Below are 14,087 nucleotides of genomic sequence, written 5' to 3'. Positions count from 1 at the left end.
GCGTTTACTCCGTGCTCAGCGCTTCGTTGACGAGCGCTTCCTGTTGGGCCCGATGCTGGCTGGCAAGCCCCGTGGCGGGCGATGCCGCCGCGGGCCGGCCGACATAGCGCGGGCGCGGATGCGCAGCCCCGAGCCGGCCCAGCACCCATTCGAGGTTGGGTTCGATGAAGGTCCAGGCGCCCTGGTTCTTGGGCTCCTCCTGGCACCAGACGATCTCGGCGGCGGGAAAGCGGCCCAGCTCCTGCGTCAGGCTCATGGCGGGGAAGGGGTAGAACTGTTCCACCCGCAGCAGATAGACATCGTCGATGCCGCGCTTGTCGCGCTCCTCCAGCAGGTCGAAATAGACCTTGCCGGAGCACAGCACCACGCGGCGGATCTCCGCATCCAGTTTCAGCACGGTGTCGCTGTGGCCCTTCTGGGCGTCGTCCCACAGGACGCGGTGGAACTGCGAGCCGTCGATGAAATCGCCCACGTCCGAAATCGCGAGCTTGTGGCGCAGGAGCGACTTGGGCGTCATCAGCACCAGCGGCTTGCGGAAGGTGCGGTGGATCTGCCGGCGCAGGATGTGGAAATAGTTCGCCGGCGTCGTGCAGTTGGCGACGATCCAGTTGTCCTGGGCGCACATCTGCAGGAACCGCTCCAGCCGGGCGGACGAATGCTCCGGCCCCTGGCCCTCGAACCCGTGGGGCAGCAGCATCACGAGGCCCGACATCCGCAGCCACTTGGATTCACCCGAGCTGATGAACTGGTCGAACATGATCTGCGCGCCGTTGGCGAAGTCGCCGAACTGCGCCTCCCACATCACCAGCGTGTTGGGCTCGGCCAGGCTGTAGCCGTACTCGAACCCCAGCACTGCGTATTCCGACAGCATCGAGTCGATGACCTCGTAGCGCGCCTGCCCCTCGCGGATGTGGTTGAGGGGGAAGTACCGGTCCTCGGTGTTCTGGTCGATGAAGGCCGAGTGGCGCTGGCTGAAGGTGCCGCGGGTCGAATCCTGCCCCGACAGCCGCACCGGATACCCCTCGGTCAGCAGCGAGCCGAAGGCCAGCGCCTCGGCGGTGGACCAGTCGAAGCCCTGGCCGGTCTCGAACATCTGCGCCTTGGCCTCCAGCAGCCGCGACACGGTGCGATGCATGGCAAAGCCGTCCGGCGCCGTCGTCAGCGCGCGCCCCACCTCGCGCAGCGTCTCGTGCGAGATGGCCGTCTTGCCCGGCTGGTAGTCCTTGCCCTCGCGGTCAAACCCCGCCCAGCGGCCGTCGAGCCAGTCCGCCTTGTTGGGCTTGTAGGTCTTTCCGGTCTCGAACTCCTCGTTCAGCGTCGCCTGGAAGGCGGCCTTCATGTCCTCGATCTCGCCCTCGGGGATCAGCCCGTCATGGACCAGCCGCTCGGTGTAGAGCTGGAGCGTCGTCTTGTGCTTCTTGATCCGGTTGTACATCACCGGATTGGTGAACATCGGCTCGTCGCCCTCGTTGTGGCCGAACCGGCGGTAGCAGAAGACGTCGATCACCACGTCCTTGCGGAACTTCTGGCGGAACTCCACCGCGACCTTGGCGGCGTGCACCACCGCTTCCGGGTCGTCGCCGTTGACGTGGAAGATCGGCGCCTCGACCATCAGCGCGATGTCGGTGGGGTAGGGGCTGGAGCGGCTGAAGTGCGGCGCGGTGGTGAAGCCGATCTGGTTGTTGACGATGATGTGCAGCGTGCCCCCGGTGCGGTGGCCCTTCAGGCCCGACAGGCCGAAGCCCTCGGCTACCACGCCCTGGCCTGCGAACGCCGCGTCGCCGTGCAGCAGCACCGGCAGGACGCTGGTGCGCTCCGGATCGTTGGCCTGGTCCTGCTTGGCGCGGCACTTGCCCAGGACGACCGGGTTGACCGCCTCCAGATGGCTGGGGTTGGCGGTCAGGCTCAGGTGCACGCTGTTGCCGTCGAATTCCCGATCCGACGACGCCCCGAGGTGGTACTTGACGTCGCCCGAGCCGTCCACGTCCTCGGGCTTGAAGCTGCCGCCCTGGAATTCGTTGAAGATCGCGCGATAGGGCTTGCCCATCACGTTGGCCAGCACCGACAGCCGCCCGCGGTGGGGCATGCCGATGGCGATCTCGCGCACGCCCAGCGCGCCGCCGCGCTTGATGATCTGCTCCATCGCGGGGATCACCGCCTCGGCGCCATCAAGACCGAAGCGCTTGGTGCCCATGTATTTGACGTGCAGGAACTTCTCGAAGCCCTCGGCCTCCACCAGCTTGTTGAGGATCGCGCGGCGGCCCTGCTTGGTGAAGCTGATCTCCTTGCCGTACCCCTCGATCCGCTCCTTCAGCCAGGCGGACTGCTCGGGGTCGGAGATGTGCATGAACTGCAGCGCGAAGGTGCCGCAGTACGTCCGCTGCAGGATGTCGACGATCTGGCGCAGCGAGGCGACCTCCAGCCCCAGCACGTTGTCGATGAAGATCGGCCGGTCCATGTCGGCATCCGAGAAGCCGTAGCTGCGCGGGTCCAGTTCCGGGTGCGGGGTCTGGTCACGCATCCCCAGCGGGTCGAGGTCGGCCACCAGATGCCCGCGGATGCGGTAGGCGCGGATGATCATCAGCGCGCGCACGGAATCCAGCACCGCCCGGCGCAACTCGCGGTCGGTGATGGTGGTGCCCTGTTCCTGCGCCTTCTTCAGGATCTTCTCGGCGGCGGCCTTTTGCTCCTTCGGGGCGGGCGGGGGGGCGGGCCATTGGCCGTCCAGCGCCGCCGTCAGCTCGTCGCTGGGCTGCGGCGGCCAGTCGGTGCGCGCCCAGGACGGGCCGGCGGGGACCGCCTCCTCGCCCAGCGCGCGGAAATATGCGGCCCAGTCCGGGTCCACCGCCTGCGGGTCGCTCGCATAGCGGGCATGGAGCCGGTCGATGTAGTCGGCGTTGCCCCCGTTCAGGGCGCTTTCCGGCTGGAACGCGTCGTTGCGGCTGTGTTCGGTCATTGAACCCCTCCATGATGCGCTGCGTTCGAGCGCAACGCAACCAAACGCACTGAGTCGTATTTCCTAGACGGTCGAGCCTTCAAAGTCCTGAGCAGCAGCATCAGATGACGCCAAGTTTCATTTCCACGTCCGGCTGAAAGTACGTCTGAGATTCTGTCTTGGGTTGAGATCCAACCGGCGGCAAACTGCCTGCAATACCCCCGATACGACACGTCAACAACTTCAAACCCGATGCATTCAACTTTGCTTCGCAAAGAAACCTCATCGAAAAAGTTGAGGTGGCGAGGTGCGTCCAGCCAATGCCAGTTTTGCCCGAAAACCGTTAGACCTAGCGCGGCATTGTTCGGCACCTCGACAATGAGCATGCCTCCAACTGCAAGAATATCTCGAGCATTTTCAAGTGCGCTATCAGGGTCGAGGCAGTGTTCTAGAGAGTGAGACATCACGACCACATCAAACTTCCTACCACGAATTTCTTCAGGTGGGACTTCGGCCGTTCCCGGGTAAACCTTGATATCTCTTTTTCGTGCTGCAGCAATCGCTGCCGCATCGGGTTCCACACCAACGCACTCATGCCCCATCTCGGTCAGCATCTGGAGCAACCTTCCATCTCCACAACCGAAATCGATTATCCGTTGAGGCTCGCTCGGCAGGGTCGAACGCCACCATTCCGCAGTAGGATCAACACTGTGGTCGAATGCCCAAGCAAGTCGCAAGAGCAGACGTCCAAGGAGGCGTTTCTTAACTGCTCTTTCACCGGCTCTCGTGCCATGCGTGTAGTAGTCTTCCACAGCGTATGCGGCGGCCACATCAGAATGGCTTGGTCTGGGCAGCAGCATGCCAGGCGCCGCATCTGACTGCCAAACGATTTCATAGGCATCTGTCTCGGCAGGCCTGCGCCAGTCGCCAGCCACCCTAAGCGAACGTGCTTGACTGTCTCCTTTAGACTCGAACACAGCGCAACCCTGCCTTTGTTATCGGTTTATAGCCAACATCACTTGCCGATCGCCTTCAGCACCGCCTCACCGAGGCCCGCGGGGCTGTCGGCCACCACGATCCCGGCCGAGCGCATGGCCTCGATCTTGGATTCCGCGTCGCCCTTGCCACCCGCGACGATGGCGCCGGCGTGGCCCATGCGACGGCCCGGAGGGGCGGTGCGCCCGGCGATGAAGCCCGCGCAGGGCTTGGAGCGGCCGCGCCTGGTCTCGTCGCGCAGGAACTGGGCGGCTTCCTCCTCGGCGGTGCCGCCGATCTCGCCGATCATGATGAGGCTCTCGGTCTCCGGGTCCGCGAGGAACCACTCCAGCACGTCGGTGAACTCGGTGCCCTTGACCGGGTCGCCGCCGATGCCCACACAGGACGACTGCCCCAGCCCCGCGTCGGTGGTCTGCTTGACCGCCTCGTAGTTCAGCGTGCCCGAGCGCGAGATCACGCCGCACGATCCGCGCATGTGGATGTGGCCGGGCATGATGCCGATCTTGCACTCGTCCGGGGTGATCACACCGGGGCAGTTCGGGCCGATCAGCCGCGACTTCGAGCCCTCGACCGCGCGCTTGACCTTCATCATGTCCTGCACCGGGATGCCTTCGGTGATGCACACGATCAGCGGCATTTCAGCGTCGATGGCCTCCAGGATCGAATCGGCGGCGAAGGGGGGCGGGACGTAGATCACGCTGGCGTTCGCGCCGGTGCGCTCCATCGCCTCGTGCACCGAGTTGAACACCGGCAGCCCGAGGTGGTCGGTGCCCCCTTTGCCCGGCGTGACGCCGCCGACCATCTGCGTGCCATAGGCGATGGCCTGTTCGGAGTGGAAGGTGCCCTGGCTGCCGGTGAAGCCCTGGCAGATCACCTTGGTGGTCTTGTTGACGAGTACGGCCATTGGTTTTCCGTTCCTGTGGCGGGACACAGCCCGCAGTCTGTCGCTGGCGGGCGGCGGATCAGCCGCGCACGGCCTTGACGATCTTCCTTGCGGCATCGTCCAGATCATCGGCGGCGATCACGTTCAGGCCCGAGCCCGCGATGATCTCCTTGCCCTTCTCGACGTTGGTGCCCTCCAGACGGACCACGAGGGGGACCTTCAGGCCCATCTCCTTGACGGCCGCGATCACGCCCTCGGCGATCACGTCGCAGCGCATGATGCCGCCGAAGATGTTCACCAGGATGCCTTTGACGTTGGGATCGGAGGTGATGATCTTGAACGCCTCGGTCACCTTCTCCTTGGTGGCGCCGCCGCCGACGTCGAGGAAGTTGGCCGGTTCCGCGCCATAGAGCTTGATGATGTCCATCGTGGCCATCGCAAGCCCCGCGCCGTTGACCATGCAGCCGATCTCGCCATCCAGCGCGATGTAGCTGAGGTCGAACTTGGAGGCGGCGAGTTCCTTGCTGTCCTCCTCGCTCTCGTCGCGCAGAGACAGGATGTCGGGCTGGCGGTAGAGGGCGTTGCTGTCGAAGCCCATCTTGGCGTCGAGGCAGCGCAGGTCGCCGTCGCTGGTGACGATCAGGGGGTTGATCTCGACCATCTCGGCGTCGCGCTCGGTGAACAGCTTGTAGAGCTTGCCGACCAGATCGACGCACTGCTTGACCTGCTTGCCCTCCAGCCCGAGGGCGAAGGCGATGCGGCGGCCGTGGAAGCCCTGGATGCCGGTGGCGGGGTCGACGCTGAACGACAGGATCTTCTCGGGGGTGCTGGCCGCGACCTCCTCGATGTCCATGCCGCCCTCGGTGGAGCAGACAAAGGACACGCGGCTGGTGTTGCGGTCGATCAGCATCGCCAGGTACAGCTCGCGCGCGATGTCGGCGCCGTCCTCGATGTAGATGCGGCCGACCTGCTTGCCCTCGGGGCCGGTCTGGTGGGTGACCAGCGTGCGGCCCAGCATGGCGGCGGCCTGTTCGGCGGCTTCCTCGACCGAGCGGGCAAGGCGCACGCCGCCCTTTTCGCCGGCGCTGGCTTCCTTGAAGTGGCCCTTGCCGCGGCCGCCGGCGTGGATCTGTGCCTTCACCACCCACACGGGGCCGTCGAGGGCGCCGGCGGCGGCTTTCGCCTCGTCGGCCTTGAGAACGGCGCGGCCGTCGGCCACGGGGGCGCCATAGCTGCGAAGGAGGGCCTTCGCCTGGTATTCATGGATGTTCACGCGACTGTCCCGTTTTGGCTCCTGCGTCACCGTGCATGGCACGCGCGGGGCTGTCGTCAAACAGTCATTTCCGAAAAAGCGGCATTCGTGGCCACAAGCCGGTCAATGTGATCACATAGGTAAATTTGTGATCACAACTTTCTCCGGGCGCCGAGTCGGCCGAGGCCGTGCCGGGCCGGAGCTCGACGCCCGGGAATGAAAAACGCGCCCCGGACGGGTCCGGAGCGCGCCAGGCCAGGGGGCCGCGATCAGCCGAGCGTGGGGTCGATGGCCTTGCACGCCTCCACCAGGCCGCGCACCGAGTCGATGGACTTGTCGAACATCGCCTGTTCGGGCTTGGTCAGCTTGAAGCTGACGATCCGTTCGATCCCGCCGGCGCCGATGACGGTCGGCACGCCGACGTACATCCCCTTGAGCCCGAACGGGCCGTCGCACCAGGCGGCGCAGGGCAGCAGGCGCTTCTGGTCCTTGAGGTAGGCCTCGGCCATCTCGATCGCGCTGGTGGCCGGGGCATAGAACGCCGAGCCGGTCTTGAGCAGGCCCACGATCTCGGCGCCGCCGTCGCGGGTGCGCTGGATGATGGCGTCGAGGCGGTCCTGCGTGGTCCAGCCCATCTCCACCAGATCGGGCAGGGGGATGCCCGCGACGGTGGAGTACCGCGCCAGCGGCACCATGGTGTCGCCATGCCCGCCGAGCACGAACGCGGTGACGTCGCGCATCGAGACGTCGAACTCCACGCTCAGGAAATGGCGGAAGCGCGCGCTGTCGAGCACACCGGCCATGCCCACCACCTTCTCGTGCGGCAGGCCGGAGAATTCGCGCAGCGCCCACACCATCGCATCGAGCGGGTTGGTGATGCAGATGACAAAGGCGTCGGGGGCGTGGTCACGGATGCCCTCGCCCACCGCCTTCATGACCTTCAGGTTGATGCCCAGCAGGTCGTCACGGCTCATGCCGGGTTTGCGCGGCACGCCGGCGGTGACGATGCACACGTCCGCGCCCGCGATGTCGGCATAGTCGTTGGTGCCCTTGAGGCGGGCATCGAAGCCTTCCGACGGGCCGCTTTCGGCGATGTCGAGCGCCTTGCCCTGCGGGGTGCCTTCGGCGATGTCGAACAGGACGATGTCGCCGAGTTCCTTGATCGCGGCGAGATGGGCGAGCGTGCCGCCGATCTGGCCCGCGCCGATGAGGGCGATCCGGGGTCTGGCCATGGTGAAGCGTCTCCGATGGTTTCACGATGGGCTGCAGCCCTAGTCCCTCGGGGCGCGTCACGCAAGCGTCGGGCGTCAGGTCGGCGCGCCGGAGGTCGCGGCGAGTTCCACCTCGAACCCGGTGCCGGTGCCCACGAGGCACGACAGTCCCGTCGGCATCGTCACCACCAGCGACCACCGCCCGTTGCTGGCGGAGGCGTAAAGCTCCATCACAGAGGCGCCCGTGGTCAGGCCGATGGCGCGGCGCGTCTGGTCCCCGTCGCCCGCCAGCAGGTCGAGCACCTGGGCACGCGGGGCGCAGCGGAGGCTCTGGGCGGTGGCGGCGGGGATCGCTGCGATGTGCAGCGCGGCCAGGACGCAAAGGACGGCAGGTCGGATCATGGCGGCCTCCGGGGCGGGGGTGACAGGGATGCGCCGCCAAGGGTGCGCGCGGGGTGCGACCATATGGTTAACCGACCGCGCGGTGCCGCCCCATGCGCAGGCCCCCCGCCCACTGGCACCGGGCGCCAAAACCTGCATACTCGCGCGCGGAAAGACCAGTTGAGGGAAGGGTCGGGAATGATCGGATATCTGCTGCTGATCCTGGGCGTGGGCCTGTGGGTGTCGGCGCATCTGTTCAAGCGCGTGGCGCCCGCGCAGCGCGCCACGCTGGAAAACTGGATGGGCGAGGGGGCCAAGGGCGTCTTTGCGGTGCTGATTGTCGCGGGGCTGGTGCTGATGGTGCTGGGCTGGCGGGCGATCGGGCCGCTGGACTATGTGTTCCTGTGGTCGGTGCCGTCGTGGATGGGGCATCTCAACAACCTTGCGGTGCTGGTGTCGTTCTATGTCTTCGGCATCGGCATGGCCAAGGGGGCGCTGTCGCAGAAGGTCCGCCATCCGATGCTGCTGGGCGTGCTGATCTGGGCGCTGGCGCATCTGCTGGTGAACGGCGATCTGGGCGGCGTGATCCTGTTTGGCGGCATGGCGGCCTGGGCGGCGGTGTCGATCGTCCTGATCAACGCCCGCGCGCCCGGCTGGACGCCACCGGCACGCAAGCCGGGACCGCGGGACGCGGTCGCGGCGGGGATCGTGCTCGTGGTCTATGTCGTGGTGGGGCTGATCCACAGCTGGCTGGGCGTCAACCCGTTCGGGGGCGTGGCCGCATGATCGCCTATCGCCTGCTGACGGGGGACGACACGCCGGCGTTCTGTCACAAGGTGACGGCCGCACTGGAGGCCGGCTGGTCGCTGCATGGCGCGCCCGCCTACGCCTGGGACGCGGCCAACGGGGTGATGCGCTGCGCCCAGGCCGTGGTGAAGGAGGTCCCCGGCCCCTATGACCCGGAGGTGCGGCTGGGCAGCCTGTAACTGCCCGGCCAATGATCATCCGGCCGCGGATCTGCCTGCGTCTGTCACATTTCGATCACGCGGACGTGAGATTTCGCACCCGCAGCATGTCGGCCCTGTCGCCTTGCTGCGGGTGCGATTACGCGGGGGGTCCTGCTTCACCTCCTGCGGAGAAAACGCCCATGATGCGTCCCGTCGCCCCCACCGCCGCCGCGCTTGCGCTGGCCCTTCTGCCGCTGTCCGCCAACGCCCAGGATGTCACCCTGTCGTTCGGCGCGGCGCTGAGCACCGACTATCTCGTGAGCGGTCAGAGCCAGACCGGCGGCCGCCCGGCATTCCAACCCTATGTCGAGGTCGGCCTGGGCGGGTTCTACGCCGGTGTGTGGGCCTCCAACGTCCGGCTGGACCGCGACCGCACCGAGGTCGACCTCTACGCCGGGTTCCGCAATTCGGTGGGCGCGCTGAGCTATGACGTCGGATACGCGCGCTATTTCTACAACCGGTCGGGCAACTGCTGCGGCGAGGTGCTGCTGTCGCTGGGCTATGCCGCGCCGTATGGCATGACGTTCCTCGGCGATGCCGCCTATGACCCCAGCGCCGAGATCCTGACGGCCAGCGCGGGGGCGGAGTACGTCTTTCCCGCCGGCTGGAGCGTCTCGGCCGAGGTCGGGCGGGTCGAGAAGTCGCGCAATTTCTGGAACGTCGGCGTGGGCATGGCGCTGAACGAGATCACCAGCCTGGACCTGCGGGTGCATGACACCAACATCTCCAGCGCGCTGGTGGTCGGCACTGTCTCGTTCGACTTCTGATGCGCCGATCCGGCGGGGGCCGAGTCGCGCCCGCCGGATCACATTTGTGATCGCACCCCGGAAGCCTGTGATCACAAATCGGCAAAATCTGCGCCGAAAGGTCGCGAATTGCCCGCAGCCGACGATGACCCCCGGTGACACGCGTGTGAAAACCGCTATGCCTTCTGTCCAGCCGGACCGGATGCCCTTCGACGGGACCGGCCGTGCCACGAGGAGAGGACGCCATGGCCGACGTGAACCGGGGCAACCGCCCGCTTTCGCCACATCTTCAGATCTACCGGCTGCCGATGACCGCCAGGCTGTCGATCCTGTTCCGGATCACCGGGGTGGGCATGACGCTGGGCGCGTTGCTGGTGACGTGGCGGCTGATCGCGGGCGCCGTCTCGCCCGAGGCGTCGGCCACGGCGGATGCGGTGCTGACGTCCGGGCTGGGCAACCTCGTGATGCTGGGCTCGTTGTGGGCGCTGATGTTCCACGCCTGCAACGGGGTGCGCCACCTGGTCTGGGACGCGGGCTTCGGCTTCGACCTGGCGACGGCCGAGAAATCCAACATGATCGTCGTCGGCGCGTCGGTCGTGCTGACGCTTCTCGTTGTCCTGATCATCCGCTGAGGGAGGCACGCATGGCCTACAAGACCGATTACGCCCGCGTCCGTGGCCTCGGCTCCGCCCATGAGGGGGTCGGGCACTGGTGGACGCAGCGGCTGACCTCCATCGCGCTGATCGTACTGACCCCGCTGTTCGTGATCCCGTTCGGGCGCGCGCTCGGCAACGGGCACGAGGCGCTGGTGGCGACATATTCCAGCTGGGGGCACGGCTTTGTCGCCGCGGCGTTCCTTCTGGTGGGGGCGGTGCACCTGATGCACGGTTTGCAGGTGGTGATCGAGGACTATGTTCCAAATCACTCGCTGCGCACGGCCCTGCTGGTTGCCAACACGCTGTTTGGCTGGACCCTGGGCGCGGCAGGCGTCCTTGGCGTCGCCACCCTCCTGTTCTCGGCCTGAAGGAACGCGCAATGGCTGCTTACGAATACGAGACGCATGAATACGACGTGGTCGTGGTGGGAGCGGGCGGTTCGGGCCTGCGCGCGACACTGGGCATGGCCGAAGCCGGCCTGCGCACCGCCTGCGTGACCAAGGTGTTCCCGACCCGATCGCACACCGTGGCCGCGCAGGGGGGCATTGCGGCGTCCCTGGGCAACATGGGTCCCGACCACTGGCAGTGGCACATGTACGACACCGTCAAGGGGTCGGACTGGCTGGGCGACGTGGACGCGATGGAATACCTCGCGCGCGAGGCGCCGCAGGCGGTCTATGAGCTGGAGCACTATGGCGTGCCCTTCAGCCGCACCGAGGACGGCAAGATCTATCAGCGCCCCTTTGGCGGCCACACCACCGAATTCGGCGAAGGCCCCCCGGTGCAGCGCACCGCCGCCGCCGCCGACCGCACCGGCCACGCCATCCTGCACACCCTCTATGGCCAGAGCCTGAAGCAGAAGGCCGAGTTCTATATCGAGTACTTCGCCATCGACCTGATCATGTCCGAGGACGGCGCCTGCCAGGGTGTGCTGGCGTGGAAGCTGGACGACGGGAGCCTGCATGTCTTCAGCGCCAAGATGGTGGTTCTGGCGACGGGGGGCTACGGGCGGGCGTATTTCTCGGCCACCTCGGCGCACACCTGCACGGGCGATGGCGGGGGCATGGTGGCCCGCGCGGGCCTGCCGTTGCAGGACATGGAGTTCGTGCAGTTCCACCCCACAGGCATCTACGGCGCGGGCTGCCTGATCACCGAAGGCGCGCGCGGCGAGGGCGGCTACCTCACCAACTCCGAGGGTGAGCGGTTCATGGAGCGCTATGCGCCCACCTACAAGGACCTGGCGTCGCGCGACGTGGTCAGCCGCTGCATGACCATCGAGATCCGCGAGGGGCGTGGCGTGGGACCGAACAAGGACCACATCCACCTCAACCTGTCCCACCTGCCGAAGGAGGCGCTGAACCTCCGCCTGCCGGGCATCTCGGAGTCCGCGCGCATCTTTGCCGGAGTGGACGTCACCAAGGAACCGATCCCGGTGCTGCCGACGGTGCACTACAATATGGGCGGCATCCCCACCAACTACTGGGGCGAGGTGCTGAACGCCGATGCCGACAACCCCGACCGCATCGCACCCGGCCTGATGGCGGTGGGCGAGGCGGCCTGTGCGAGCGTGCACGGCGCGAACCGGCTGGGCTCGAACTCGCTGATCGATCTGGTGGTGTTCGGCCGGGCGGCGGCGATCCGCGCGGGGCAGGTGGTCGATCCCAAGGCCGCCAACCCGACGCTGAACAAGGCCAGCCTGCAAAAGGCGCTCGACCGCTTCGACCGGATGCGCCACGCCAACGGCGCCGTGCCGACGGCCGATCTGCGCCACGAGATGCAGACGACGATGCAGACCAACGCCGCCGTCTTCCGCACCTCCGAGGTGCTGGCCGAGGGGATGGAGAAGATGACCGCCGTCGCGGGCCGGATGTCCGACATCAAGGTCACCGACCGGTCGCTGATCTGGAACTCCGACCTGATGGAGACGCTGGAGCTCGACAACCTGATGCCCAACGCGCTGGCCACCATCGTCTCGGCCGAGGCGCGTCAGGAAAGCCGCGGCGCCCATGCGCACGAGGACTTCCCCGACCGCAACGATGAGGTCTGGCGCAAGCACACCCTGTCCTGGGTCGACGATACCGCCGTGCATCTGGACTACCGCCCCGTGCACACCCATCCGCTGATGGGCCACAACGAAGGCGGCATCGACCCCAAGCGCATCGCCCCCAAGGCGCGGGTGTACTGACGCCCGGCAGCCGCACCACGGCTGCCGAGCCCCACCGGGCGGGCACAATCCCGTCGGCGTCGGATCGAACGAAAGAGAGCAAGACCCATGGTTCAGCTGACACTTCCGCGCAACTCCACCATCCGCACGGGCAAGACCTGGCCCAGGCCCGAGGGCGCGGGCAACATCCGCAAGTTCCGCATCTACCGCTGGAACCCCGATGACGGGGAAAACCCGCGGGTGGACACGTATTTCGTCGATCTCGACGATTGCGGCCCGATGGTCCTGGACGCGCTGATCTGGATCAAGAGCAAGGTCGACCCCACGCTGACCTTCCGGCGGTCCTGCCGCGAGGGGATCTGCGGGTCCTGCGCGATGAACATCGACGGGTCCAACACGCTCGCGTGCATCTATGGCATGGACGAGGTGAAGGGCGATGTGGCGATCTATCCGCTGCCGCACATGCCGGTGGTCAAGGACCTGATCCCGGACCTGACGCATTTCTATGCCCAGCACGCCAGCATCATGCCCTGGCTGGAGACGCAGTCGAACACCCCCCAGAAGGAGTGGCGCCAGTCCGAGGACGACCGCGCCAAGCTCGACGGGCTTTACGAGTGCGTGATGTGCGCGTGCTGTTCGACGTCGTGCCCGTCCTACTGGTGGAACGGGGACCGGTACCTCGGGCCGGCGGCGCTGCTGCATGCCTATCGCTGGATCATCGATTCGCGCGACGAGGCGACGGGCGAGCGGCTCGACGACCTGCACGACCCGTTCAAGCTCTATCGCTGCCACACCATCATGAACTGCGCCAAGACCTGCCCCAAGGGTCTGAATCCGGCCAAGGCCATCGCGGAGATCAAGAAGCTGATGGTCGAACGCGCGCTGTGATCGGTGTGGCGGGGCGGGTTTCCATGGCCGCGGCGGCGCGATAGCATCCGCCCCGCGGGCCTGATCCCCGCCGAACCCCTGGGAGGAGCCCATGCGCCTGAGCGTGCCGATGCCGTTGCCTGTCCTGGCCCTCGTGGTCGCCTGTCTCGGCGTGCCACAGGGCGCCGCGGCGCAGGAGGTGCGCGCCACCCTGCACGGCCATGTCGACGGCACCGCCATGGTCTGGCATGTGGTCGAGATCGGCGGCGAGAGCGGCAGCTACTGGGCCGACATGGGCACGCTGCACCAGGTGACGGTGTTCGCCTTTGCCGACAATGGCGGGACCAGCGGCTTGCGCCCCGATGGAGCGCTGGAGTTCAGCCTGACCCTCGACAGTCGCGAAAGCCCGATGCGGGTGGTGGGCGCACAGGTCACGTTCTTTCCCGAGGACAGCACGCAGGCCTTTGCCGTGCCGCGCCGGGCCGAGGGGAGGGTGGACGTCGCGCTCGAGGATACCCGGATCGACGGGCGCCGGATGCACCTGCGCGGACAGCTTGCAACGCCTCTGCAACGGCTGACCGATCCGCTCAGCCAGCGCTTCGACCCCGAGGACACCATCGATATCGACGTGTCCTTCGACCTGAGCGTCGGCAGCCTCTGAGCGCGGACGGCTGTGCGGGGCCCCTTTTCCTTCCCGGCACGGGCGGCTAGTCAACCGGGATGAGCACAGCCCACCCCCCCTCCGATACCGACCGGCGCGCGCGTCGAAACGTCTGGGTCCTTGTGGCCGCGCAGGCGATTCTGGGCGCGCAGATGCCGATGATCTTTACCGTGGGGGGGCTGGCGGGGACCACGCTGGCGCCCAACCCGTGCTGGGCGACGCTGCCGATCTCGTTGATCGTGCTGGGGTCCATGATGACGGCCACGCCGCTGGCGGCGCTGATGCAGCGCCACGGGCGGCGCGTGGGCTTTGTCGTGGGCGCGCTGGG

At 66.9% G+C, this 14,087-nt stretch carries 14 protein-coding genes and 1 pseudogene; 9 read left to right on the top strand and 6 right to left on the bottom strand.

Going from position 1 to position 14,087, the window contains the following annotated elements; all coding sequences use genetic code 11:
• Positions 1 to 4: 4 nt before the first annotated feature.
• From CCR87_RS12760 to CCR87_RS12735, 6 genes are all read right to left on the bottom strand, one after another.
• Complete coding sequence (locus CCR87_RS12760; protein ID WP_201157911.1) at positions 5 to 2,956, bottom strand: 2-oxoglutarate dehydrogenase E1 component; 2,952 nt, start codon at positions 2,954 to 2,956, stop codon at positions 5 to 7.
• The gene (locus CCR87_RS12755) at positions 2,953 to 3,795 is read right to left on the bottom strand and encodes a class I SAM-dependent methyltransferase (protein WP_201157910.1); all 843 of its coding nucleotides are present in this window, start codon (positions 3,793 to 3,795) and stop codon (positions 2,953 to 2,955) included. The genes CCR87_RS12760 and CCR87_RS12755 overlap by 4 nt, the downstream gene beginning before the upstream one ends.
• A gap of 155 nt (positions 3,796 to 3,950) precedes the next feature.
• A complete protein-coding gene (gene sucD / locus CCR87_RS12750) occupies positions 3,951 to 4,835 on the bottom strand; it encodes a succinate--CoA ligase subunit alpha (RefSeq protein WP_201157909.1) in 885 nt (294 codons plus the stop codon).
• Between the two features lie 58 nt (positions 4,836 to 4,893).
• Entirely contained in the window at positions 4,894 to 6,087 is a 1,194-nt protein-coding gene (sucC, locus tag CCR87_RS12745; protein WP_201157908.1) for an ADP-forming succinate--CoA ligase subunit beta, read from the bottom strand.
• A gap of 248 nt (positions 6,088 to 6,335) precedes the next feature.
• The gene (mdh, locus tag CCR87_RS12740) at positions 6,336 to 7,298 is read right to left on the bottom strand and encodes a malate dehydrogenase (RefSeq protein ID WP_201157907.1); all 963 of its coding nucleotides are present in this window, start codon (positions 7,296 to 7,298) and stop codon (positions 6,336 to 6,338) included.
• Between the two features lie 75 nt (positions 7,299 to 7,373).
• Entirely contained in the window at positions 7,374 to 7,679 is a 306-nt protein-coding gene (locus CCR87_RS12735; protein ID WP_201157906.1) for a hypothetical protein, read from the bottom strand.
• 177 nt (positions 7,680 to 7,856) lie between these two features.
• On the opposite strand from CCR87_RS12735, the gene CCR87_RS12730 reads away from it, so the two are divergent.
• From CCR87_RS12730 to CCR87_RS12690, 9 genes and pseudogenes are all read left to right on the top strand, one after another.
• Positions 7,857 to 8,444, top strand: coding sequence for an NnrU family protein (locus CCR87_RS12730; protein ID WP_201157905.1), 588 nt, complete (start codon positions 7,857 to 7,859; stop codon positions 8,442 to 8,444).
• Positions 8,441 to 8,644 (top strand): DUF1737 domain-containing protein, encoded by a 204-nt coding sequence (locus tag CCR87_RS12725; protein WP_201157904.1) that lies wholly within the window; start codon positions 8,441 to 8,443, stop codon positions 8,642 to 8,644. The genes CCR87_RS12730 and CCR87_RS12725 overlap by 4 nt, the downstream gene beginning before the upstream one ends.
• 161 nt (positions 8,645 to 8,805) lie before the next feature.
• Positions 8,806 to 9,432 (top strand): TorF family putative porin, encoded by a 627-nt coding sequence (locus CCR87_RS12720; protein WP_201157903.1) that lies wholly within the window; start codon positions 8,806 to 8,808, stop codon positions 9,430 to 9,432.
• A gap of 224 nt (positions 9,433 to 9,656) precedes the next feature.
• The gene (gene sdhC, locus CCR87_RS12715) at positions 9,657 to 10,043 is read left to right on the top strand and encodes a succinate dehydrogenase, cytochrome b556 subunit (RefSeq protein ID WP_201157902.1); all 387 of its coding nucleotides are present in this window, start codon (positions 9,657 to 9,659) and stop codon (positions 10,041 to 10,043) included.
• 11 nt (positions 10,044 to 10,054) lie between these two features.
• Positions 10,055 to 10,435 carry a succinate dehydrogenase, hydrophobic membrane anchor protein gene (sdhD, locus tag CCR87_RS12710; RefSeq protein ID WP_201157901.1) on the top strand — a complete coding sequence of 127 codons (381 nt, stop codon included), beginning with the start codon at positions 10,055 to 10,057 and terminating at the stop codon, positions 10,433 to 10,435.
• Between the two features lie 11 nt (positions 10,436 to 10,446).
• Complete coding sequence (gene sdhA, locus CCR87_RS12705) at positions 10,447 to 12,252, top strand: succinate dehydrogenase flavoprotein subunit (protein WP_201157900.1); 1,806 nt, start codon at positions 10,447 to 10,449, stop codon at positions 12,250 to 12,252.
• 87 nt (positions 12,253 to 12,339) lie between these two features.
• The gene (locus CCR87_RS12700; RefSeq protein WP_201157899.1) at positions 12,340 to 13,119 is read left to right on the top strand and encodes a succinate dehydrogenase iron-sulfur subunit; all 780 of its coding nucleotides are present in this window, start codon (positions 12,340 to 12,342) and stop codon (positions 13,117 to 13,119) included.
• Positions 13,120 to 13,210: 91 nt separating this feature from the next.
• The gene (locus CCR87_RS12695) at positions 13,211 to 13,759 is read left to right on the top strand and encodes a hypothetical protein (RefSeq protein WP_201157898.1); all 549 of its coding nucleotides are present in this window, start codon (positions 13,211 to 13,213) and stop codon (positions 13,757 to 13,759) included.
• A gap of 59 nt (positions 13,760 to 13,818) precedes the next feature.
• A pseudogene (locus tag CCR87_RS12690) lies at positions 13,819 to 14,087 on the top strand (MFS transporter); the annotation flags it as partial.

Origin of the sequence: Rhodobaculum claviforme, assembly GCF_016653255.1 — a bacterium.
GTDB classification, from domain to species: domain Bacteria; phylum Pseudomonadota; class Alphaproteobacteria; order Rhodobacterales; family Rhodobacteraceae; genus Rhodobaculum; species Rhodobaculum claviforme.
This window is presented reverse-complemented; position numbering and strand designations above follow the sequence as displayed.

What these genes read in the sequence shown, in the direction of transcription:
- CCR87_RS12760 (WP_201157911.1), bottom strand. Translation starts at nt 2,956, where the DNA reads ATGACCGAACACAGCCGCAACGACGCGTTCCAGCCGGAAAGCGCCCTG.
- CCR87_RS12755 (WP_201157910.1), bottom strand. Translation starts at nt 3,795, where the DNA reads ATGCTGCTGCCCAGACCAAGCCATTCTGATGTGGCCGCCGCATACGCT.
- sucD (WP_201157909.1), bottom strand. Translation starts at nt 4,835, where the DNA reads ATGGCCGTACTCGTCAACAAGACCACCAAGGTGATCTGCCAGGGCTTC.
- mdh (WP_201157907.1), bottom strand. Translation starts at nt 7,298, where the DNA reads ATGGCCAGACCCCGGATCGCCCTCATCGGCGCGGGCCAGATCGGCGGC.
- CCR87_RS12735 (WP_201157906.1), bottom strand. Translation starts at nt 7,679, where the DNA reads ATGATCCGACCTGCCGTCCTTTGCGTCCTGGCCGCGCTGCACATCGCA.
- CCR87_RS12730 (WP_201157905.1), top strand. Translation starts at nt 7,857, where the DNA reads ATGATCGGATATCTGCTGCTGATCCTGGGCGTGGGCCTGTGGGTGTCG.
- CCR87_RS12725 (WP_201157904.1), top strand. Translation starts at nt 8,441, where the DNA reads ATGATCGCCTATCGCCTGCTGACGGGGGACGACACGCCGGCGTTCTGT.
- CCR87_RS12720 (WP_201157903.1), top strand. Translation starts at nt 8,806, where the DNA reads ATGATGCGTCCCGTCGCCCCCACCGCCGCCGCGCTTGCGCTGGCCCTT.
- sdhC (WP_201157902.1), top strand. Translation starts at nt 9,657, where the DNA reads ATGGCCGACGTGAACCGGGGCAACCGCCCGCTTTCGCCACATCTTCAG.
- sdhD (WP_201157901.1), top strand. Translation starts at nt 10,055, where the DNA reads ATGGCCTACAAGACCGATTACGCCCGCGTCCGTGGCCTCGGCTCCGCC.
- sdhA (WP_201157900.1), top strand. Translation starts at nt 10,447, where the DNA reads ATGGCTGCTTACGAATACGAGACGCATGAATACGACGTGGTCGTGGTG.
- CCR87_RS12700 (WP_201157899.1), top strand. Translation starts at nt 12,340, where the DNA reads ATGGTTCAGCTGACACTTCCGCGCAACTCCACCATCCGCACGGGCAAG.
- CCR87_RS12695 (WP_201157898.1), top strand. Translation starts at nt 13,211, where the DNA reads ATGCGCCTGAGCGTGCCGATGCCGTTGCCTGTCCTGGCCCTCGTGGTC.